20 protein-coding genes are annotated in these 22,904 nt (G+C 32.5%); 8 read left to right on the top strand and 12 right to left on the bottom strand.

Features of this window, described 5'->3' with window-relative positions; all coding sequences use genetic code 11:
• Window positions 1–18: 18 nt before the first annotated feature.
• A complete protein-coding gene (locus LXH21_RS01280; protein WP_239862032.1) occupies window positions 19–1,218 on the bottom strand; it encodes an LETM1-related biofilm-associated protein in 1,200 nt (399 codons plus the stop codon).
• 161 nt (window positions 1,219–1,379) lie between these two features.
• A complete protein-coding gene (locus tag LXH21_RS01275) occupies window positions 1,380–2,255 on the bottom strand; it encodes a glycosyltransferase family protein (protein ID WP_239862031.1) in 876 nt (291 codons plus the stop codon).
• A gap of 174 nt (window positions 2,256–2,429) precedes the next feature.
• Between LXH21_RS01275 and LXH21_RS01270 the strand changes: the two genes are divergently transcribed.
• Window positions 2,430–3,188, top strand: a complete 759-nt coding sequence (locus LXH21_RS01270) for a glycosyltransferase family 2 protein (protein WP_239862029.1) — start codon at window positions 2,430–2,432, stop codon at window positions 3,186–3,188.
• A gap of 69 nt (window positions 3,189–3,257) precedes the next feature.
• Here the strand turns inward: LXH21_RS01270 and LXH21_RS01265 are convergent, their stop codons facing one another.
• From LXH21_RS01265 to LXH21_RS01255, 3 genes are all read right to left on the bottom strand, one after another.
• A complete protein-coding gene (locus LXH21_RS01265) occupies window positions 3,258–4,361 on the bottom strand; it encodes a glycosyltransferase (RefSeq protein WP_239862027.1) in 1,104 nt (367 codons plus the stop codon).
• A gap of 81 nt (window positions 4,362–4,442) precedes the next feature.
• Window positions 4,443–5,564: a glycosyltransferase family 4 protein gene (locus LXH21_RS01260; RefSeq protein WP_239862025.1), complete on the bottom strand. Its 1,122-nt coding sequence runs from the start codon at window positions 5,562–5,564 to the stop codon at window positions 4,443–4,445.
• Window positions 5,565–5,585: 21 nt separating this feature from the next.
• Window positions 5,586–6,425, bottom strand: coding sequence for a 2,3,4,5-tetrahydropyridine-2,6-dicarboxylate N-succinyltransferase (locus LXH21_RS01255; RefSeq protein ID WP_239862023.1), 840 nt, complete (start codon window positions 6,423–6,425; stop codon window positions 5,586–5,588).
• Window positions 6,426–6,656: 231 nt separating this feature from the next.
• Here LXH21_RS01255 and ruvX point away from each other — a divergent pair, with 231 nt between their 5' ends.
• Together ruvX and LXH21_RS01245 are read left to right on the top strand one after the other, a co-directional pair.
• Window positions 6,657–7,073 carry a Holliday junction resolvase RuvX gene (ruvX, locus tag LXH21_RS01250; RefSeq protein ID WP_239862021.1) on the top strand — a complete coding sequence of 139 codons (417 nt, stop codon included), beginning with the start codon at window positions 6,657–6,659 and terminating at the stop codon, window positions 7,071–7,073.
• Window positions 7,074–7,184: 111 nt separating this feature from the next.
• Window positions 7,185–8,678: a malate:quinone oxidoreductase gene (locus tag LXH21_RS01245; protein WP_239862019.1), complete on the top strand. Its 1,494-nt coding sequence runs from the start codon at window positions 7,185–7,187 to the stop codon at window positions 8,676–8,678.
• 204 nt (window positions 8,679–8,882) lie between these two features.
• Here LXH21_RS01245 and LXH21_RS01240 read toward each other — a convergent pair whose 3' ends face one another.
• Window positions 8,883–11,072 (bottom strand): glutamine synthetase III family protein, encoded by a 2,190-nt coding sequence (locus LXH21_RS01240; RefSeq protein ID WP_239862017.1) that lies wholly within the window; start codon window positions 11,070–11,072, stop codon window positions 8,883–8,885.
• 274 nt (window positions 11,073–11,346) lie between these two features.
• On the opposite strand from LXH21_RS01240, the gene LXH21_RS01235 reads away from it, so the two are divergent.
• Both LXH21_RS01235 and LXH21_RS01230 read left to right on the top strand, forming a co-directional pair.
• The gene (locus tag LXH21_RS01235) at window positions 11,347–12,363 is read left to right on the top strand and encodes a glutamine synthetase beta-grasp domain-containing protein (protein WP_239862015.1); all 1,017 of its coding nucleotides are present in this window, start codon (window positions 11,347–11,349) and stop codon (window positions 12,361–12,363) included.
• A gap of 145 nt (window positions 12,364–12,508) precedes the next feature.
• Window positions 12,509–13,459 (top strand): TerC family protein, encoded by a 951-nt coding sequence (locus LXH21_RS01230; RefSeq protein WP_239862013.1) that lies wholly within the window; start codon window positions 12,509–12,511, stop codon window positions 13,457–13,459.
• A 55-nt stretch (window positions 13,460–13,514) separates the two neighbouring features.
• Here LXH21_RS01230 and LXH21_RS01225 read toward each other — a convergent pair whose 3' ends face one another.
• Together LXH21_RS01225 and LXH21_RS01220 are read right to left on the bottom strand one after the other, a co-directional pair.
• Complete coding sequence (locus tag LXH21_RS01225) at window positions 13,515–14,435, bottom strand: hypothetical protein (protein ID WP_239862011.1); 921 nt, start codon at window positions 14,433–14,435, stop codon at window positions 13,515–13,517.
• Between the two features lie 274 nt (window positions 14,436–14,709).
• Window positions 14,710–15,207: a hypothetical protein gene (locus LXH21_RS01220; protein WP_239862009.1), complete on the bottom strand. Its 498-nt coding sequence runs from the start codon at window positions 15,205–15,207 to the stop codon at window positions 14,710–14,712.
• A gap of 190 nt (window positions 15,208–15,397) precedes the next feature.
• Between LXH21_RS01220 and LXH21_RS01215 the strand changes: the two genes are divergently transcribed.
• Entirely contained in the window at window positions 15,398–16,102 is a 705-nt protein-coding gene (locus tag LXH21_RS01215) for a DUF4197 domain-containing protein (RefSeq protein WP_239862008.1), read from the top strand.
• 21 nt (window positions 16,103–16,123) lie between these two features.
• Complete coding sequence (gene purU, locus LXH21_RS01210; RefSeq protein ID WP_239862006.1) at window positions 16,124–16,978, top strand: formyltetrahydrofolate deformylase; 855 nt, start codon at window positions 16,124–16,126, stop codon at window positions 16,976–16,978.
• A 628-nt stretch (window positions 16,979–17,606) separates the two neighbouring features.
• Here the strand turns inward: purU and LXH21_RS01205 are convergent.
• The 4 genes from LXH21_RS01205 to def form a co-directional block, all read right to left on the bottom strand.
• Complete coding sequence (locus LXH21_RS01205; protein WP_239862005.1) at window positions 17,607–18,392, bottom strand: alpha/beta fold hydrolase; 786 nt, start codon at window positions 18,390–18,392, stop codon at window positions 17,607–17,609.
• A 30-nt stretch (window positions 18,393–18,422) separates the two neighbouring features.
• Complete coding sequence (gene mazG, locus LXH21_RS01200; protein ID WP_239862004.1) at window positions 18,423–19,196, bottom strand: nucleoside triphosphate pyrophosphohydrolase; 774 nt, start codon at window positions 19,194–19,196, stop codon at window positions 18,423–18,425.
• Between the two features lie 106 nt (window positions 19,197–19,302).
• The gene (locus tag LXH21_RS01195; protein WP_239862002.1) at window positions 19,303–19,737 is read right to left on the bottom strand and encodes a DUF5606 family protein; all 435 of its coding nucleotides are present in this window, start codon (window positions 19,735–19,737) and stop codon (window positions 19,303–19,305) included.
• A 53-nt stretch (window positions 19,738–19,790) separates the two neighbouring features.
• Entirely contained in the window at window positions 19,791–20,378 is a 588-nt protein-coding gene (gene def, locus LXH21_RS01190) for a peptide deformylase (RefSeq protein ID WP_239863638.1), read from the bottom strand.
• A gap of 186 nt (window positions 20,379–20,564) precedes the next feature.
• On the opposite strand from def, the gene LXH21_RS01185 reads away from it, so the two are divergent.
• Complete coding sequence (locus LXH21_RS01185) at window positions 20,565–22,796, top strand: FUSC family protein (protein WP_239862001.1); 2,232 nt, start codon at window positions 20,565–20,567, stop codon at window positions 22,794–22,796.
• The last annotated feature ends 108 nt before the right edge of the window (window positions 22,797–22,904 follow it).

The raw sequence follows: 22,904 nt of genomic DNA, 5'->3' as shown, positions 1-22,904 counted from the left end.
TTTAAGGCGATTTTTTTTTTATTCATTATCTAAATTTTCGTTGAATGCTGAGGGTAGCATTTTCGGGATAAATTTTATGAGTATAGGGAGTAATAAGCTTCCGCCAGGAAGTAAAAATATGGTTAGTGAAGGTATTGTTTTGCAAATATCTAATAATTGCTTCTTGACCTTCTTCTTCTCCTTTTCATCTAAATCTCTCTTAGTTGAGTGCGCAAGAAGTATCATGAGCTCTTTGCTGCCCATAATTTCTTTAAACAATCTGTTTTTATTTCGAATAATTAATGTTTCAACATTTTTCGTTGTTTGGTCGTAAAAGTGTTTAACAGGATTAGAGTAATTGAAATATGGAATATCTTTTTTGTAACGACTTATAAATGAATCAGTACTTCTAATACTTTCAGTCACAAAATCTTCATCTATATTTAATTTATCTGCAAGTTTATATAAAAAATAAGCCTCGTCATTTTCAACTTTTCCATCATTCCATAGGGACATTCCTGCCATGTCTAATAGATAATGCTTTTCTAGTTTGCTGCTAAAATAGCTTAGATCTAAACTTTCTATATTTTGAACATTAATATTAGAAAATTTGCTATACCTCACAGATGCTTCAAAAAGTTTTATCAGTAAATCATCGTATTTTGATTGATTCGTTTTTGTCTTTAAAGAAAGCGAAACCACGCTAATTACGGCTTCTTCAATTTTCTTTAAGTATTTTTCTGGTAGTACTCCATGAATCAAATATTGATGAAAAGCCAATACATCTATAAATAGTAAAGCGTTGGTAACGATATGAGAAAAGTTTTTACTCACCATATCGATATTGGTCTGAACTCTACTATCAATAATTTTTTCCAAATTAATAGCATCAGGGCTGTTTGGAAGAACTTTTTTTAATAAGTTAAAACCCTGCGGACTCATAGAATCGTAAAATTGCAGTGCCTGCTTAATAAAGTGTTGCGGGTTGTTTTCTAAGTGATGCAGCTGATAGGTTGCATGTAATATGTTGAGTAAGGCAACTTTTGGTATCTCATTTTGTACTAGCCCTCTTGTTTCTATCGGCGTTTCCGTTTCAAAAGAAACAACATGTCCATAAATAAATCCTGTTTCACGTACTTTTAGATAAAAGGCGTCTGTATCATTATTTAAAACGTTCTTGGATGGTAATTGTTTAATGAAGTATTTGTCGATCCAGCCAGGAGCAGAAGGATTAATCATAATTTTTTATTCAGACTGTAAAGCTAGTTGTTTTTCAGTTTTTATCGAAAAAAACTTATTGAATTTTAATAGCCTATTTTATGCATATTAAAATTCAACAAGCCTTATTATTTAAACATTTACCACATTCAAAATATAAAAATGGCAAGCTTCATAATGTTTTAGATTTTATTGTAATTTTTATATTCAAAAAAGCGATAGCCAGTAAATTTCTCTATCCAATCAAGAACTTTATAAGTTACTTTGCTTTTTGCTTTTACTTTTGTCGGATCTAAATCAAACTTCCAGTTTACTTGATTAATTCTCTGTTGCATCACTTTTGGGTGAGAATCTTTAAAGAGATATAATTTACCTGCATTTTCATAATTGAAAGTATAGGTCTCATTAAATTTTTGATTCACTACTTCATCAGAATGCCATAGCTTATTAAAATCCCTAAATTTTAATGTATATCCTTCAGGTGGTTTAACCCAACCATAATGATATATTTCGGCATCAATTTGCTTAACATTTAATTTTCTATCGTTAATTCTAAAACCTTGTGCATCTTTGTAACTAGTAATTCCAGGAATGTTTCGAACTACTCTAATTTCTTTTCGATACCAGTTTCTTGCATGTGCATAATAGTCATAAGAACCGTAGAAATGCTTATAATTAAATAGTAAACCTTCAACTTTATTGTTTTGTAGGTTATCTTGCATCGCTTTTTTTACAATTGGCAAATACTTTTCGTGAACTCCTTCATCACCTTGTATGTAAAAACACCAATCCATATCTTTGCTTATCGCTGCAAAAGCCTTATTGGTTTCGACTGCTAAGACCTTTCCACCTTCGCGAAGTGAGTCATCCCAAGTGGTTTCAATAATTTTTATTTTATCCGATTTGATACTTTTAATCAACTCTAAAGTTTGATCTTCTGATTTTCCGACAGCAACGATAAATTCATCACAGATTGGAAGTACAGATTCAATAGCCTCTACAATAGGATAATTATATTTTATTGCATTACGTACAATGGTAAAACCTGCGACTTTCATATAAATTGTTTAGTTTTGCGAATATACTAATTTTACTATATGTTTTTTAAAATATGGTTTGTTATTCAAAATTATCAAATCATAAAGCCGAATCGTTATCGTACCAATGTCGAGACGGGAGTAGGGGGATAAATTTATAAGTATTAGTAATTAAGTAATAAAGAAAATATTGTCATGGAGCAAAAGGTATCGGTAGTGTTAATCACCCTTAATGAGGAGTCAATAATTGAAAACTGTCTTAATAAATTGGCTTTTGCAGACGAAATTATTGTTGTAGATTCTGGCAGCACTGATAATACTGTAGCCTTATGCGAAAAGTATGGTGCTCAAGTATATTATAATAAATTTGAAGGCTACGGTTCTCAAAAACAATTTGCTGTTGCAAAAGCAAGAAACAACTGGATTCTATCTCTTGATGCGGATGAAATTTTAAGTTCCGAACTTATAAAGGAAATTCCCCAAACTTTGTCAAAGCAAAATGCAGATGTTGCGGCCTATTTTATCAAAAGGCAGCATGTTTTTCTTGATCGAAAATTTAAATACGGAAACGAAAGTAATCGTTATTTTTTAAGGTTATTCGATAAGTCTAGAGGTAACTTTAATGCTAATGTTGTGCACGAGAGTGTTATTGTTTCTGGTAAAAAAGAAAAATTAAAAAGCAACTTCGTTCACTTTAGTTATAAGTCTATAGAAGATTATTTTTATAAATTTAATAAATATACGAGTCTGCATGCTACGTCCAAAGCGGGTAAGAAAAGCTATTCTTTTGGCATGATTCTTTTAAAAACTAATTTCGATTTCTTTAAAAAATATTTAATTGATCGTAATATTTTAAATGGTAAAGAAGGTTTCTACTGGTCGTATTATTCTTCTTTATATACAATGACCAAATGCTTAAAAATAAACGAGGCGAACGGTTTTAGAACAAAGTAAAAAAAAAAATCGACCTATTATATCGTAGAGTAATGGTCGCTTTCTTTTATATGCTATGATTATGTGATATTATAAATTTTGAATATAGTTTAAAAAATCGTTTACAATTACTTCTTTCGAAAATCTATCTTTCGAAAATTGATAGGCACTTTCGCCAAAGGTTTTTAACTCTGATCTATTTTTATAGAAATAGATAATTTTCTCGCAAAATAGGTTTAAATCATTTAACGGAACAATGAATCCAGTCTTTCCATCATCTATCAGCTCAGGCATACTACTAATGTTAAAAGCGATAGTGGGCTTCTTATGTGCTGAAGCTTCTGCAATCACATATCCAAATCCTTCCCAAAGCGATGGCAATAAAAATAAATCAATAGTATTATACAAAAGCGATACATCGTTTAAAAAACCGCTGAAAATAAATTGACTTTCTAATTTTTTATCTGCGATGAGTTTTTTTAACTGCGTCTCTAATTTTCCAGTTCCAGCAATGATGATTTTATGCTTCACGCCATGCTGTAAAAGTTTTTCTGAAACGTAAACTAAAAATTCTTGGTATTTTTGTTTGTCAATTCGACCAACATTCCCGAGAATGAGCTCTTCGGGATCGGTTTTTTGATAAAGTGTAGTGTCCGAACTGTTATCTTTGTTAAAATTAATGTGGTTGTATATAATTTTAATTTTTTCTTTAGGGAATAAGTCTCTTCCTTTACTGTTAACATTGATAGATTTTGAAGTAGCTACAGAATTTGCAATCATATGCGTAATCGCATTATGAAAAATCAACTTATTGGTGAATGAATATTTTATTGGAATATCGCTACCTCTACGGTATATTATATTTGGAACGTTGGCTAATTTTGCTGCTACGGCCATTATTTTTAAATCGTTCGGGAAATTCAGAAGAATAGTATCAATCTGATTTTCTTTAAGAAAACTGTAAATCTTAAATATTTTCAATGGATTAAAAACACTCCACTTTGCAATTTTTATTCCGAATAAATGGATTGCCTTGTTAGGTTGCAATTTTTGAAATAAAACAGATTCAGGTCGTGTAATAAACGAAATATTATACTTGTTTTCCTGTAATAGAAGCGCATTTTCATAGTGCCATTTTTCACCACCACCCCAAGGAATGATTGAATTTACAAAGCAAATATTTTTTGGCTTCATTTTTTTGTTTTTCTTTAGAATTAATAATAGCCAAGTTTTCTTGACATGCTATTGATTGAATTAATGATTAGATACAATAACTTAATCTTGCAATACATTTTCATATGTAGCAATTACTTGTTTTGCTAGTAAAGGATCGTTGAATTTTTGCACAAATTTAAACCCTTTGTCAGCAATAGTATGTCGTAACTGTGTATCGTTTAGCAGTGATTTAATTTCCTTCTCCATTTCAGCAACATCGTTAGGATCAATATAGATACTATCAGGACCTCCTGCTTCAGGAAATACTCCAAACTTATTGGTGATAACAGGAGTTTTGGAATAAAGTGCTTCTATAATCGGAATTCCAAATCCTTCAAAAATAGAAGGGTAAATAAAAATGGATGCAAGTTGGTAAGTAATAGCCAGTTCTTTGGTAGTTAACCCTGTTAGAAAAATTACTTTATTCTCAATGTTATTATCTTTTAAATATTTTTTGATGATCGTAGTATACTTAGTTTCTCTACCTATGATAATCAATGTGGTATCTATATTCTTAATTGCTTTTACAATTGTGAATGCATTTTTTCGCTCTTCTATCGTACCTACGTTTAAAATATAATTTTCGGGAAGGTTGTATTTTTTAAGTACTAAATCTTTTTCAGCGTTAGTATATTCAGTTTTAAAGGCTGCATGGCAACCTTGATAAATTACGGTTACTTTGCTGCTATCAACATTTAGAAAGCGTATAATATCTTCTTTAGTTTGTTCACTAATAGCTATTATTTTATCTGCATTTTTAGCAGCTTTTTTAAACTTTAAATAGTGAATCTTTCGATCAAAAAAAGAATAGAGGTGGGGGTAGTGCATAAAAATCAAATCGTGTATAGTGACCACACTTGTGATTTTATTTTTTTTTAGTCCAATTGGTATTTCGCCAGATAGACCATGAAAAAGTGTTATTCTATCTGCCAAAAGATCGTTGATAATCCCTTTTTGTCTCCAAAGGTTGTAAAAACGAGTATAGAAGGCTGTTTTTGGTTTTTTTTCAAATACATTCTGTTCATTAGGTTCAAACAGATTAGCAGATGAAGATTTTGGATTGTATAAAAAATAACTGTTTTTTGAAGAATATTGGCTGAGAATGCGAATGAGATCACGGCTATAATTACCTAGACCCGTTTTGTTGTGAAAAACTCTTTTTGCTTCAAAGCCAATATTCATGCTATCTTTTATTAAAGTGATTTATACTGCTACATCGTACTCACGCAATGCGTTGTTCAATGATGTTTTTAAATCAGTAGAAGGTTTACGAGTACCGATAATTAAAGCACATGGTACTTGAAATTCACCTGCGGCGAATTTTTTTGTATAGCTTCCAGGAATCACAACAGAGCGAGCCGGTACAAAACCTTTCATCTCAACTGGAGTATCTCCTGTTACGTCTATAATTTTTGTAGATGCAGTCAAGCAAACATTTGCTCCAAGAACAGCTTCTTTACCAACATGAACTCCTTCGACTACGATACAGCGAGAACCGATAAAAGCACCATCTTCGATAATAACTGGTGCAGCTTGTAAAGGCTCTAAAACGCCACCAATACCTACACCACCACTTAAGTGAACATCTTTACCAATTTGAGCGCAGCTCCCCACAGTTGCCCAAGTATCAACCATTGTTCCTGCGTCAACATAAGCACCAATGTTTACATAACTTGGCATCATGATTACGCCGCTTGAAATATAAGATCCATAACGAGCAGAAGCACCAGGTACAACACGAACACCTTTGGCAGCATAGTCTTTCTTTAATTCCATTTTATCATGGTATTCGAATATTCCAGCTTCCCAAGTTTCCATTTTTTGAATAGGGAAATACATTACTACTGCTTTCTTAACCCATTCGTTTACTTGCCAAGAGTCTGTACTGAGCGAAGTCGAAGTATTACCTTTTGGTTCCGCAACACGTAATTTTCCAGAATCAAGTAATTCAATTACTTCTCTAATCGCGTTTGTTGTTGTTTCTTCTTGTAACAAAGCTCTGTTTTCCCAAGCTTGTTCTATAATTGTTTGTAATGCATTCATGGTTTAAAAATTTTTGAGACAAATATAATTCGATTTTTTGAGAACCTCTTCATTTTAGATTTTAAATTGATTTGTTACGCCTTGCTAGGTAATAATAAAAATGAATTTGTTAAATAATCAGAATTAAATTTTTTAGTTTCATCACTGAGTTTTTGTCATGAAATCATTTTATTACTGTTTGAATTATTAAGTAAGAAAACAAAGTTATCTTTGCAAGACAAAATCTCAATTATGGCAAGAATTCTTTCAATCGATTACGGACAAAAACGAACAGGAATTGCAGTTACGGATGAATTACAGATAATTGCGTCAGGATTGACAACAATTCCTAGCGCCACTGCTATCGCTTTTTTAAAAGAATATTTTCTAAAAGAAAAGGTAGAACTAGTGCTTATCGGAGAGCCCAAACAAATGAATGGTACGCCATCAGAAAGTGCTTCGATAATCAAAGGGTTTGTAACACATTTTACAAATCATTTTCCCGATATGAAAGTTGTAAGAGTCGATGAACGTTTTACTTCTAAGATGGCTTTTCAAACTATGATTGATAGCGGATTGAAAAAAAAGCAAAGACAGGATAAGGGTTTGATTGATGAAATTTCGGCTACAATTATGTTACAGGATTATTTATCTCGAAAGCCTTTTTAGAATCCAAATAAAATAAGGGGTCTTTGTGATAAATGTAACTATTTATCCACGGTATTATCTTTTAAATACAGATTATTAACGGTAACTTTGAACTTTTAAAATTTTTATGTTATGTCTGATAAAATCATACGCTCAAATAGCGATGTTGTTCTCATAGGTGCTGGAATAATGAGTGCCACTTTAGGATTAATTTTAAAAGAATTAGATCCAACTATTACTATAGAAATTTACGAAAGATTAGATCAAGCAGCAGCTGAAAGTTCAGATGCTTGGAACAATGCAGGTACTGGTCACTCTGCTTTTTGTGAATTAAATTATACACCAGAAGGAAGCGATGGAAGCATTGATCCTAAAAAAGCCATTAGTATTGCAGAATCTTTTGAAGTTTCTCGTCAATTTTGGTCTTATTTGGTGCAGAAAAATATTATTGCAAATCCTGAAAATTTTATAAAAAGAGTTCCGCATATTAGTTTTGTTTGGGGCGACGAAAATGTAAAATACCTGAGAAAACGATTTGAAGCATTACAAGCTAATCCTATTTTTAGCGAAATGATTTACAGTAATGATTTTACTGAGCTAAAGAAATGGATGCCTCTTGTTATGGCAGGTAGAGATGAGACTGAGAAGGTAGCAGCAACATCAATGGCAATTGGTACTGATGTGAATTTTGGTGATTTGACTAGAGGTATGTTTGCTCATCTTGCACAAATGGAAGGTGTAAATATGTATTTTAATCACGATGTTATCGGATTGAAACAAAGAGATAACAAGGTTTGGAGAGTTAAAATCAAAGATTTAAGCACAGGGCAAAAACGTAAAGCATATGCCAAATTTGTTTTTATTGGCGCAGGAGGTGGATCTTTGCCTTTACTTGAAAAAGCAGATATTCCTGAAGGAAAAGGTTTTGGTGGTTTCCCTGTAAGTGGTCAATGGTTGAAATGTATTAACCCAGAAGTTATCGCAAAACATGGATCAAAAGTGTATGGTAAAGCAAGCGTAGGAGCACCTCCAATGTCTGTTCCGCACATTGATTCTAGAATGATCAATGGTGAGAAGCAATTACTGTTTGGACCTTTTGCAGGTTTTTCAACACGCTTCTTGAAAAATGGGAAGTATTCAGATTTGCCTAAATCTATTCAGTTGGATAATATTGTTCCAATGGTAATGGCTGGATTAAAGAACATTCCGCTGACAAAATATTTAATTGAGCAAGTAAGACAATCTCCAGAGGATAGGATAGAGGCTTTGCGTGAATACGTTCCTGGTGCCGAATCAAAGGATTGGGTAATTGAACGTGCAGGACAAAGAGTTCAGGTAATCAAAAAAGATGAAAAAGAAGGTGGTAAATTAGAGTTCGGAACCGAAGTAATTACTTCTGCCGATGGTACTTTGTCAGTTTTACTAGGAGCTTCTCCAGGTGCATCTACTGCTGTATCAATTATGTTGGATGTAGTAACTAGATGTTTTAAGGACCAAGCAAAAACATCAGAATGGCAAACAAAGTTTAAAACAATGATTCCATCATACGGTCAGGAATTAAATAAAAATCCTGAATTATTAGAACAAATTCGTAATAGTACAACAGAGACTTTGCATTTAAAATAAAATTGATTCATCAATTTAAAATTTAAGTTTATAATAAAAGGGACTGAATAAATTAAGATTTATTCAGTCCCTATTTTGTTTGTAAAACGCTCAGGTATTTCCAAAGTATTACAATATTTATTATTTAAATAAAAAAAAATGGCAAATAGAAGCAGTACTTCTATTTGCCATAATAATTTAAATTTTAATGTAACTTTAAAATATCTATTTTGTTAATAACAATTCTCTATATTTTGTTAGGGTCCACAACTCATTATCTACCAAGAGTTCTAACTTATCGCAATGTTCTCGGATGATTTCGAAGTAAGGTTTCACATTGTTGCAATAGGATTCGGCTTTTTCTTGTGCGTCTATCATTGCGTTCGCTTTTTTCCTTTCGTTGGTCATCTCAAAAACTTTTGAGTTGATCCCTTCTATATGTTTTGAAATATTTCTAATTAATCGAATTTGCTCTTTAGCAATATCTTCAAATTCAGTTCCAAAAATGTCCTTAAGTCCTTTAACATTTTCGATCAATGTATTTTGATATCTAATGGCAGTTGGTGTAACATGATTGGTAGCAATATCACCCAAAACACGACTTTCGATTTGAATTTTCTTAATATAATCTTCTAATTCAATTTCGTATCGAGCTTCTAGTTCTACTTGATTCATGATTCCCATTTCTGAAAATAATTCAAGTGTTTGCTTTGCAATTTTAACCTTTAACGCTTCAGGAGTAGTTTTAAAATTGCTCAAACCTCTTTTTGCAGCTTCCTCTTCCCAAGCTTGGCTGTAACCATCACCTTCAAAAAGAATTTTCTTTAACTTTTTAATATATTCCCTCAAGACGTTAAAAATAGCATCATCTTTTTTCATGGCTTTTGCATCGATCAATGCATCTACCTCAATTTTAAAGTCTTTCAGTTGTTTTGCAACAATGGTATTCAGAGTGGTCATCGCATTCGAACAGTTTGCCGAAGATCCAACAGCACGGAATTCAAATTTATTTCCGGTAAAGGCAAATGGTGAGGTTCTGTTTCTGTCGGTATTGTCAAGAATGACTTCTGGAATTTTTCCTACTACGTTTAGTTTCAAGTCGGTTTTCTCTTCTGGAGATAATTTCCCTTTCGTTACTTCCTTCAGTTCGTCCAAAACTTTTGTCAATTGCTGACCAATAAAAACAGATATGATCGCTGGTGGTGCCTCATTGGCTCCTAATCTATGATCATTACCCGCAGTTGCAATAGAAGAGCGTAACAAGGATTCATAATCATTTACTGCTTTTATCGTGTTTATAAAGAAAGTTAAAAACTGTAAATTAGTCATTGGTGTTTTACTAGGACTCAATAAATTGATTCCTGTATCTGTTGCTAGCGACCAGTTATTATGTTTACCTGAACCATTAACTCCTTTAAATGGCTTTTCGTGAAGCAGTACTTTAAGGTGATGTCTTTCGGCTACTTTTTGCATAATATCCATCAACAAGCAATTATGATCAACAGCCAAATTAGTCTCTTCGAAAATAGGAGCAAATTCAAATTGATTAGGAGCGACCTCATTATGACGGGTTTTTACCGGTATACCGAGTAACATGCACTCTTGCTCTAGATCTCTCATATATATAAGAGCACGCGTTGGGATAGCGCCAAAATAATGATCGTCTAATTGCTGTCCTTTTGCAGAAGTGTGTCCTAATAAGGTTCTACCAGTCATCATAATGTCTGGTCGTGATTCGGCAAGTGCTTTGTCAATCAAAAAATATTCTTGTTCCCATCCTAAAGTAGCAGAGACTTTCTTGACATTTTTATCGAAATATTTACAAACTTCTGTTGCTGCTTCGTCGATTGCAGATAACGCTCTCAGTAAAGGAATCTTATTATCTAGTGCCTCCCCTGTATATGATATAAAAACAGTTGGTATGCATAAGGTAGTTCCAAATATAAATGCAGGGGAGGTAGGATCCCAGGCAGTATAACCACGTGCTTCAAATGTATTACGGATACCACCATTTGGAAAACTAGAGGCATCTGGTTCTTGTTGTACCAATTGTGCTCCTCCAAATTTTTCAACAGGATCACTTCCGTCAAATGATGTTTCAAAAAAAGCATCGTGTTTCTCTGCTGTTGCTCCTGTCAAAGGTTGAAACCAATGTGTATAATGTGTAACTCCTTTGGATAAGGCCCATTCTTTCATTCCCATGGCAATATAATCGGCTAGCTTTCGATCAATTTTAGTTCCGTTCAAATTGGCACTTTGAACCGCTTTGAAAGCATCTGATGTAAGATACTGCTTCATTGCTTGTTGGTTAAAAACATTTGCACCAAAAATGGCTGACTTTCTACCAGATTCTTCAAAGTGAATCGGCTTTCTTGCAGAAGCTTCTCTTAAAGCCTGAAAACGAATTGTTGACATAAAATTTACTTATTTCAAGATGAATTATATAATTTGGACAAATATAATAAAACAAATTATGGTAATGAAAAGAATGAAGATGTCTCTCTAGGGCATTTTACAATATTATCGGTTATCCCCCCTCAGAATGAATATATCTAAATTATCAGCTATGAAAATTGACAGAATCAGAAAAATAAGTATCGTTAGAGCAATTTACACCCCCTAATTTCTCCCACTTAAAAAAAATCTTTATATTTGCACTGTTTAAAAATCATAAAAAATATACAACATTATGGCTAAAATAAAATTAGAATACCTTTGGTTAGATGGTTACGTACCAACTCAAAATCTAAGAAGTAAAACTAAAGTTGAAGAACACGAAAACTTTCAAGGGACTCTAGAAGAAATAGGTAACTGGTCTTTTGACGGTTCATCTACTAGACAAGCTGAAGGAGGTTCATCTGATTGCCTTTTAGTACCAGTTGCTATTTATGTAGATCCACAAAGAATCAACGGTTACCTAGTAATGTGTGAGGTTATGAATGCTGATGGTACGCCACATGCATCTAACGGAAGATCTACAATTAATGATGATAATGATGATTTCTGGTTTGGTTTCGAACAAGAATATTTCATCATGGATACTAAAACATTATTGCCATTAGGATTCCCTATCGGTGGTTACCCAGCTCCACAAGGAATGTACTACTGTTCAGTTGGTGGAAAAAACACTCACGGTAGACGTTTGGTTGAAGAGCATGCTGATTTATGTATCGATGCAGGTCTTAACTTTGAAGGTATCAATCAAGAGGTTGCTGCTGGACAATGGGAATACCAATTGTTTGCAAAAGGAGCTAAAAAAGCGGGTGATGAAATCTGGGTATCTAGATATTTATTAGATCGTTTGACTGAGAAATATGGTTATTATATTGAATACCACCCTAAACCACTTGGTGATACTGACTGGAATGGTTCTGGTATGCACGCTAACTTCTCTAACGAAGTTTTGAGAACATGTGGTTCTAGAGAAACTTTCGAGAAAATCTGTGAAGCTTTCCGTCCTGTAACTAAAGAGCATATCGCTGTTTATGGAGCACATAACGAAGAGCGTTTAACTGGTAAGCATGAAACTGCATCTATCCACGATTTCTCTTTCGGAATTTCTGATAGAGGATGTTCTATCCGTATTCCTTTGATGGTTGTACAAAAAGGATGGAAAGGTTGGTTGGAAGATAGAAGACCAGCATCTAACGGTGACCCATACAAAATTGCTGCAAGAATTATCCAAACAGTTAACTCTGCGTTGTAATATTTCTTTCTAAATATAAAAAGTGCCTTCAAATATTTTGAAGGCACTTTTTTTTTTGAGTTAATTTAGTTACATTTTAACAATTTTTGAGCTAAAAATATTCTTTTAAAAAAAGTATCTTTGAAGATTAATAAAACCCATAATTATGATAGTTTGGATCTGTTTTTTAAGCGCAATATTATTATTCTTGGCCTTGGATCTTGGAATTTTTAATAAAAATCCTCACGAAATTAGCTCTAAGGAAGCCGGAAAATGGACTGCAATTTGGGTTGCTTTGTCGTTCGTTTTTTCGGGTGTGATCTATTGGTTATACGGTAGTGGTTTGGTTACCAATCCGGATAATTTAAAACCTACCGCGGCTGCTGTAAAGTACATCACAGGATATCTTATCGAACTATCTCTTAGTGTTGATAATATTTTTGTTATAGCGATCATATTTGCAGCCTTTAAAATTCCGAAAAAATACCAGCATAGAGTTTTGTTCTGGGGAATCATTGGTGCAATCGTTTTTCGAGGTGCCATGATCTATTTTGGAGTTTATATTATCAATAAATTTGCTTGGACTACCTATATATTTGGAGCTTTCTTAGTTTATACTGCAATGAAAATGCTCTTCTCAAAGGATGATGAACAGTTTAATCCAAAGAAATCATTTGTTTACCGTTATCTCCGAAAAATAACTCCAATCACTACAGAAATTAATGGAGAACATTTTTTCGTTAAAAAGAAGCATATTAGAGCGGCTACGCCATTATTTGTAGCGTTAATTGTTATCGAAGTAATGGATGTTATTTTTGCATTAGATAGTGTGCCTGCCATTTTAGCGATTACATCAGATCCGTTTTTGGTTTTCAGTTCTAATATATTTGCTATACTGGGATTGCGATCGATGTATTTCTTTTTGGCTAATATGCTGGAAAGATTCAGTTATTTAGAATATAGTTTAATAGCAATTTTGAGTTTTGTGGGAATCAAAATGCTTATTCACGATTTCGTAGAAATTCCTGAATGGGGTTCTCTAGCATTTATCGCTCTATCGCTTATTCTTGGTATTGTTGTTTCCTTGCGAATGAATAAAGGGGAAAAAAACGATTAATTTATTTGTAGTTCGATTGAGGTAGTGATTTGTGAAAACTCAAATAAATTAAATATTATTTGTTTTTTGTGCTAACAAGGATATCATTCTTATAAATTTCAGTTTTAATGACCGAGTTGTCTTTACTGTAAAAACTAGCAGTTCCATTTTTCTGTCCGTTTTTCCAGTTTGACTTTACTTGTACAGCACCGTTAGGATAATATTCGATTGTTTCACCTTCTTGCGCTCCTTTTTTCCACTTAGCAACGATACGAGCTTGTCCATTCTCGTAATATTCTGTGCACTTTCCAAACGGATTTCCGTCGAGTCTGCCACATTTATCACCTGAGCTAAATGTTGCTCCTATTATTTTGTAATTTTTGAACCAAAGATTTGGTTTTAAATCTGCATCAATTAACTCCCCTTCTTTTTTCACTTCAACAAACTTTGTAAGTAAATGATTTGCATCATAGGAGTAATTATATGCTTGGTAAATTGCAGATGATCCGCTGTATCCGTATCCATTATAGTAATCTGTTCTACCTACTTGTTTTTGCGCTACATCGTGGCCTACAAACTCAACATTGCACTGTAAATAATAAGTGCCAGGTTTCATTTTGTGAAATACAAAATTACCGTTTGCATCTGTTATGGTTTCTAATCGGTAACTAAAGGCTTTTTCGCTCATTACAACGCGCCCACCTTGTTCTGCTACAATCTTCTGTAACTTGGTAGCCTCATCTATGTATTCAGTCATCGGGAACAAGAGTACTTTAGTGTTTGCTTTCGCTTTGTGCTTTTGACTTTGTCCTTGTATCCGACTTACTTCTCTCGTAAATGCTGTTCCACTTATGGTTGCTGTTCCAATAGCCAATTTATCTTTTGCGTCTTGCTCGTTAAACCAAACTTGTGGATAAAGTTCCAGAGATTGTGCTACAATTTTATTTGTAAAGGAAACAAAGATCAAACAATAAGCGATAATTTTAATGTTTTTCATCCACTCTTATATTTAAATATTAATAATTAGAATTTGTAGTTTCTAGGAAATTTTTTCTACATAATTTTAACTATTCGAATGTAGTAAAAATAATAAAGTAGGATGTAAAAAAAAGCTTATTAAGTATTTATTTACAAATAACTATATGGTTTGTTTTGACCCCTATAAAACAATGGTATTATTGTGTTATTATATGCAGCTTAAAATTTCATGCAGAAATTGGTCAAAAAAAAAAGAGAGCCATGGGGCTCTCTTTCTACTCTTATATTGAATTTTACAATTCAAGTTTTTGAATGTCTTTGTCTTGAACTTTCAAGGCTGATATTACTTCGTTATAATTACTTGTATCAACTGTTCCTGAAAAACTTCCGGGAATAATTACAATTCTTAATACTTGATTGACTCTAAACTCATTTGCGACATTTTGTAAATTGTTTCCAACCATATACACGTTGATGTCATTTCTCGTAAAATCAAATCGATATCCAAAATCTAATGTGCCATTTTCAAAGTAAAAACTTTCGGGCACTAATTTCCAAACGTCTTGACCTTCAAATACATCGCTAAGTCTGTAAACTAGCACTACATCTGAATTAAATATGGAGGGATTTAATTCGATAATAGTTCCGAAGTTGTTTGATGTATTAAATGTTCTCTGAACTTCAAATACTTCACTTATAGTATCTGAATCGTTGCTAAAATCGTCTTGTACAGTACAGCTCTGTAATGCTAATATCCCAAATAGGGAAAAAAGTAAAATTATTTTTTTCATGACTTTATTTTTTATAGTTATTTGATTAGTATTATTCATTTATTGTGCCAAAGTTTTTATTCGCTGCTAAAATTCAGATAGATTCTAGCTTATAAGAGGAAACAATAATGTTTAAGAGGGGATGTTTTCGAATAAAATAGTATTTTTGGCAAGATTCTAAAACTAACAAATCATGGTAAAATTCATCTCAATGAAAAATGTTCTTTTATTTATAATATTTATCTCTTTTTCTAGCTGCGCACAGTTGCAACAAATTGCAAGTCAGTTACCACAGACAACTACAGGTACTGTTGATATTGCTGGCGGTTTAAAAGAAGCATTGAATAAAGGAATTACTGAGCAAGTAACAAAACTTACAGCCACTGATGGATTTTACAGAAACGAAGCTGTTAAGATTCTTTTACCAGCAGAATTACAGAAAGTAGATTCGAGCTTACGTAAAATTGGATTAAGTTCTCTTGCTGATGAAGGATTAAAAGCAATCAACCGTGCTGCAGAAGACGCTGTAAAAGAAGCGACTCCTATATTTGTCAATGCGGTTACCAATATGTCTTTTAATGATGCACGTGGTATTCTTTTAGGAAATGATAATTCGGCAACAGCCTACTTACAATCCACAACTTCAACAGATTTATATGCAAAATTTAATCCTGTTGTTAAAAATTCATTCAGTAAAGTAGGAGCAGACAAGGTGTGGTCTAACATAATTACAAAGTATAATAGTTTACCGCTAGTGAGTAAGGTTAATCCAGATTTGAATGATTACGTTACAAGTCAAGCGATGAGTGGTGTTTTTAAAATGATTGCTGTTGAGGAAAAAGATATCAGAACCAATATAAACGCAAGAACATCTACATTGTTAAAAAGTGTATTTGCTATTCAAGATAATAAATAAAAAAACAATTTCTGATAGTTAATGGAAAATTTCACCTTACTTATTCACTGTAATGATCAAAAAGGGATTGTTGCAGCTGTGACCAATTTTATTCTTAAAGTAGAAGGAAATATTTTATACCTAGACCAGCACGTGGTTATGGAGCAAAAGGTATTCTTTATGAGGTTAGAATGTGAACTAACAAATCCTAAACATACTGTAGCATCTGTTAAAGAAGATTTTAGCGCTAGTATTGCTAAGGATTTTGGTATGTCATGGGAGTTTCATAACCAAGGTATGAAACCAAGAATGGCCATATTTGTATCTAAATATACGCACTGTTTGTTTGATATTTTGGGACGCTATAGTTCTGGCGAGTTAAATATTGAAATCCCTTTGATTATAAGTAATCATGAGGATTTAAGACCAATAGCAGAACAATTTAATATTCCATTCTTTCATGTTCCTTTCTCAAAGGATAACAAAGAGGAAGGGGAAAAAAGACAGATCGAATTACTGAAAGAGCACGGTATTAATTTTATTGTTTTGGCACGCTACATGCAAATCATTACGCCAAAGTTGATTGCATTATATGAAAATAAAATAATCAATATTCATCATTCATTTCTACCTGCTTTTCCTGGAGCTAAGCCTTATCATTCAGCTTTCAAGCGAGGAGTTAAGATAATAGGAGCAACAAGTCATTATGTTACTGAGGAATTAGACGAGGGTCCGATTATTGGCCAAGATATCAGTCGCGTTTCGCATGTTGAATCGGTGGAGGATTTTATCATGAAAGGAAAAGACTTAGAACGTATTGTTTTAGCGAGAGCTATTAAATTACACACCGAAAGAAAAATGATGGTTTACGGAAATAAAACTGTTGTTTTCTATTAAAAACTAAATCATATAGCATTTATTCGAAAATAATTGAAGAATAATTTCTAGATAGAAGTAAATCCTCCAGCGAGTATATTATATATTTGTTGGAGGATCTATTCTTTTAGAGCAACAGCCATTATTTTGTAACTTAATTATTCATCAACTTTTTGTGGCTTTAACATTGATAAATAGTTGTTTACCTAAATCTGTTGAAAATATTAACCTATTGCAAGTAAACTAATAACTTATTGTTAACAAAGATAACAATGAAGATGTTGCATCTTTGTATCATAATAAATTGGTTATTTATTATTTGGTTTTGGTTAGTTAAAAAAATGCCGCTATTCTTTTGAGTAGCGGCATTTTTTAATTTTAACATAATAATTTTCATTATCTCTTCTCTTATTAATCTATATATATTTATTGAATACAATATTTTATGTAAGTTGTGAATGTCATCGATTAGTACTTGAATTAAAATTTAAGTTAAAACAATTAACTATTCAACAACAGAAAACTAACTTATTATTAACAGCAAAACCATTGTATATGATGCACCTTTGTAGAGTAATAAATTGGTTATTTATTATTTGGTTTTGGTTAGTTAAAAGATTGCCGCTATTTTTTGAATAGCGGCATTTTTTTATTCTACACTTTTCAGGTAAGTTATAACAACCTTATTGAAAATTATGGGATGCTCTACATTTACCACATGTCCCGACTGTGGAATTATATGTAGTTTGGCTGTCTTGTAATGATCTGCAACCACATTTTTGACATAAGGTAAAAACATATAATCTTCCTCACCCATCACATATAGAGTAGGTATATTAAGTTCGATTTGTCTAAAATACTTCAGAAGAGGATTAATTTCTGCCGTAAGTTTAAACCATTTTATAAATTCTTTTTGGTACAATTTTTTTGCCTCATTTATAAAAAGTAATCTTGATTTTTTATGATTTTTTCTTGGCATTATGATAAAAGCAAATAAGCGATAGAGTAGTAAATAGGGTAGGACATACTTAAAGAGATTGCCTATCTTCATCAAAATCTGAGATCGAAAATTCATTTTTAAAATCGCTCCTCCTAAAACCATACTTTGTATTCTCTCTGGATACATTTCTGCCAGTTGTCTTATTAATATAGTACCCAATGAAATCCCTACAAAATGAGATTTTTTGATTTTAAGGCTATCTAGGACGGGTAATATGTCATTTGCTAGCTCTGGAAAGGTATAGGTAAATTTAGCAATTGTTTTGGCATTCGTTTTTGAATTTCCATGTCCGCGTAAGTCAATTAATAAAACATTAAATTCCTTTTGAAAATCTCGAATTTGTTTATACCATATGGCCGAACTTCCGCCAGCTCCATGAATGAATGTTACCCACTGGACGGACTGCTTATTTTCGAATAGCGTGTAACTTAGCAAGTTTTTATCATTTAGTATTCTATTTTAATATTATAATTTTTTGGCCTCGTTCCAAAAAACATCCATTTCGGCCAATGTCATATCCATTAATGGTTTTCCTAGTTCACCAGCTTTACTTTCTAAGTATTGAAAACGCTTAATGAATTTCTTATTTGTACGCTCTAATGCATCTTCAGGATTGATATTTAGAAAGCGCGCATAGTTGATCATTGAGAACAGCACATCACCAAATTCGTCCTGTATTTTGTCTTGGTCTCCTGCTTTTACTTCTACTTGTAATTCTTCTAGTTCTTCTTTTACTTTATCCCAAACTTGATGCGCTTCGTCCCAGTCAAAACCAACCGCTTTTACTTTGTCTTGAATTCTTCCAGCTTTTACCAAGGCAGGTAGACTTTTAGGAACACCTTCTAAGACAGACTTTCGACCTTCTTTTAATTTTAATTTTTCCCAATTCTGTTTTACTTCTTCTTCATTTTTCACAACTGTATCGCTATAAATATGAGGATGACGATGAATTAATTTATCACATATTTCGTTACACACATCAGCAATGTCAAAATTATTTGTTTCACTTCCAATTTTAGCATAAAAAACAATGTGTAATAGTACATCACCGAGCTCTTTTTTAACCTCGTTTAAATCGTTATCCAAAATAGCATCACCCAATTCATAAGTTTCCTCAATAGTCAAATGTCGTAACGTTTGCATAGTTTGCTTTCTGTCCCAAGGACATTGCTCACGTAACTCATCCATTATCGTTAGTAATCTGTTAAAAGCTTTTAACTGGTTTTCTCTTGAATTCATCAGAATTGTATTTTAATAAGTAGTTATTAGGAAATTCGTTTGTAAAAATAAGAAATCCTGCAATCTCATAGTGAGATTGCAGGATTTATTTATGTAATTGAAGTAATTACTCTTTTACTTCTGTTTCGGCAACATCTTCTACTTTTTCTTCAGCAGGAGTTTCAACTGCCAATCCTTTTGCTTGTAAAGTATTGTACCAGTTTAAAATTTTCTTCACATCAGAAGCGTATACTCTATCTTCATCATAATCAGGAAGAACTTCTCTTAAGTAAGCTAATAAGGTTTCGTTATCTTCTTTGTGAGAGATTGCTTTTTCATAATTGTGTTTTGCAGCAATGCTGTTCATAATTTCAGTCAAAGGCTTTTCTCCATCGTAAGTGTAAATTGAAATTTCAGATAATAAACTTACATTACTTTTTAGATTGACTGTGATTTTTTTACCATCAGATAATGATTCAGCTACAAAACCTGTGCGTGTTTGTACTCTTAAAACATATAAACCTGGCTTACCAGAAATAGATAAAATTTTTTCTAAATTCATTTTGATATTTTTTACTTTTTATTTTATTCTTTTTGTATTGTCAGAACTGAAATCTACCTTCCTTTTTTACCAAAAAATCTCATTCGATAATCTTGAAAAGTTTTTCCCTCCATTATATTTTTTAATTTTTTCTGAATCATACGTTTCTTAAGAGATGATATTTTATCTGTAAATAAAACTCCTTCAATATGATCGTACTCGTGTTGAATTACTCTTGCAATCAAACCATCAAAAACTTCCGTTTTCATGACAAAATCCTCTTCGCAGTATTCAATTGTAATTCTTTCCTTTCTGTAAACATCCTCACGTACATCTGGGATACTTAAACAACCTTCATTAAATACCCATTCTTCACCTTCTTCAGCAATCATTTTTGCGTTAATAAAAGTTTTTTTAAAACCGCTCATTTTCTTTTGCTCGGTTTCTTCCAAATCTTCATCATCGCTAAATGGTGTTGTATCTATAACGAACATACGCAATGGCAAGGCTACTTGTGGTGCAGCAAGTCCTACTCCAGATGCATTATACATCGTTTCATACATGTTTGCTATAGTTTCTTTCAGATTAGGATGCTCAGGAGTTATATCAACTCCAACTTTGCGTAATACTGGATCTCCGTATCCTATAATTGGTAAAATCATTGTTTTTTGTTTAGTATTCATCAATCTATTTAGAATTTCTATTTCTAAATTTTGGCACGAAAGGCAAAAATAGTAAAAAAATGGACAAGGACTAAACTCATCGATACAAATGATTATTTTTAACGTTATTATCTAATTTCTGTAAAGATTTGTTTGAGAAATCTCTTTTACAATTCATACTTTTGTATGGAACTATATTTTATGATTACAAATATCCAAAAATTTACAGAGAGTACCGAATTTACAAATGCGTTAAAGATTACTATTGCAGGTGTTTTACCTGCTTTATTATTTTCGTATCTAGGGGATATTAGAACAGGTATTACAATTGCTCTTGGTGCCTTTTTTGTATTTCCAAGCGACGTTCCTAGCATATTAAAACACAAAATCAACGGTCTTATTGTATCTATATTAATTATATCAGGAATAACCTTATTGATTAATTTATCCTATCCATTTCCGTGGATATTTTATCCTACGTTGGTTCTAATATTATTTACCGTTTCTATGTTTGCCGCCTATGACCAGCGCGCCACCATGGTTGCGTTTTCTTCTTTGGTAGCCGTATCATTATCTTTCGCACATATCAACACAGGAATGGCGATTTACAGGCACTCTGGACTGTTGCTGATTGGTGGATTATTCTATCTCTTAATATCCATTTTATTCTACTACATAAAGCCAAATCGATATGTGGAGCTACAAATAGCAGAGTGTATTAAGTTGACCTCTAAGTATTTGAAATTGAGAGGAGATTTGTGGAAAATCAATTCTGATCGAAAAGAAATTACCAAGAAACAACTGCATTTGCAAGTAGAACTTAACTCTATTCATGAAAATATAAGAGAGATTTTGGTTCGAAATAGAACAAATTATGGTTCTTCAAATCAGAATAGAAAAATGTTATTGTCTTTTATGTCATTGGTCGAAATAATGGAGTTGGCAATTTCTACCTCATTCGACCATAATAAACTGCATCAAAAATTTGATGATCATCCGGTGGTACTTCTTACGTATCAAAATTTGGCATACAAATTATCCAAGACATTAAAAGACCTTTCCAAAAGTATATTGGACAAAAAGAGCTATCAGTCAGAACATAGTTTAATAGATAATTTGCAAGAGCTTGAAACAGCTATTGAAACGTACAAAGCAGAATTGGGTGCAATAAATTCTATCGAAGGTGCTTTGATGCTTGCTACAATGCTTCATTATGCTGAGAAACAGGTAGAAAAAATTAAAATTTTGGAACGTGCTTTTACGAGTACAGTAAATATTAAAGATCTAAAAGGTAGGGATAAAGATTTAGAAAAATTAATTCAACATCATTATTATCCTATCAATACATTGGTTGAAAACTTTAGATTTTCATCGACTATATTTAGACATTCATTACGCATCACTATAACAATCATGGTTGGTTTTTTGATTGGAAAAATATTACCCTTCCAAAATGTGTATTGGATATTACTTACTATCGTTGTAATTATGCGACCAGGATATGGGTTGACCAAAGAGCGTACTTATAATCGTTTTCTAGGAACTGCAATAGGTGGAGTAATTGCTTTTTCGATACTTTTTCTTACCCCAAATACGACAATATTGGGTTGTTTGACAATTGTTTGCATGTTGTTAGGGTATTCTTTTAATCCTACCAACTATAGAGTAGGAACGACTTTTATCACTATGTATGTGATTTTTATATTTTCTATTTTGTCTCCAGATGTAGAGAATTTAATTCAGTACCGCATTTTGGATACAATAGTGGGAGCGACCTTGGCTATTTTGGCAAATTATTTTTTGTGGCCAAGTTGGGAGTTTTTGAATACACCAGATTATCTTGAAAAATCATTGGAGGCCAACCGCAATTATTTAAAGGAATTTTCAGCTTTGTATAATAGCAAAAAAGAAGTTTCAACATCCTATCGTCTAGCTAGAAACCAAGCGTTTATAGGTGTTGGAAATTTGATGGCTTCTTTTCAAAGAATGATTCAAGAACCAAAATCAAAGCAGAACAACTTACAAATTTTTTATAAACTAACGGTTTTGAATAATGCTTTACTCTCTTCTGCAGCTTCATTAGGAACTTATACTCAGTCTAACAAAACAACTGAAGCATCTGATGTATTTAACGATGCCATAGATCAAATTACAAAAAAATTAGATTACGCTATTTCTTTATTACATCAAAATAACTCCGAAGTTCCAGAGGCAATAGCACCAGCAGAATTATCTCGAAATTTTGCAGAGTTAAGAAATATTCGAGCTAAAGAATTAAATCAAGGCTCAAACATGAGTGAACTTGATTTTAAACATAAAATGCAAGAGGTACAATTAGTGATTGAGCAGTTAATATGGTTAACAAACCTCTCTGATAATATTGTTAAAACGACAAAACAGTTATTAGCAGCCAAATAATATTTAAATTTATAACTTTTCTTAAAAAAAAAATGCTTGTCAGTCTGGACAAGCATTTTTCATTGACTTAATTGTGGTTTTTAATTTGCTCTGGAATGTATGACTTGA

It is taken from the genome of Flavobacterium algicola (assembly GCF_022399565.1).
GTDB lineage: Bacteria > Bacteroidota > Bacteroidia > Flavobacteriales > Flavobacteriaceae > Flavobacterium > Flavobacterium algicola.
This window is presented reverse-complemented; position numbering and strand designations above follow the sequence as displayed.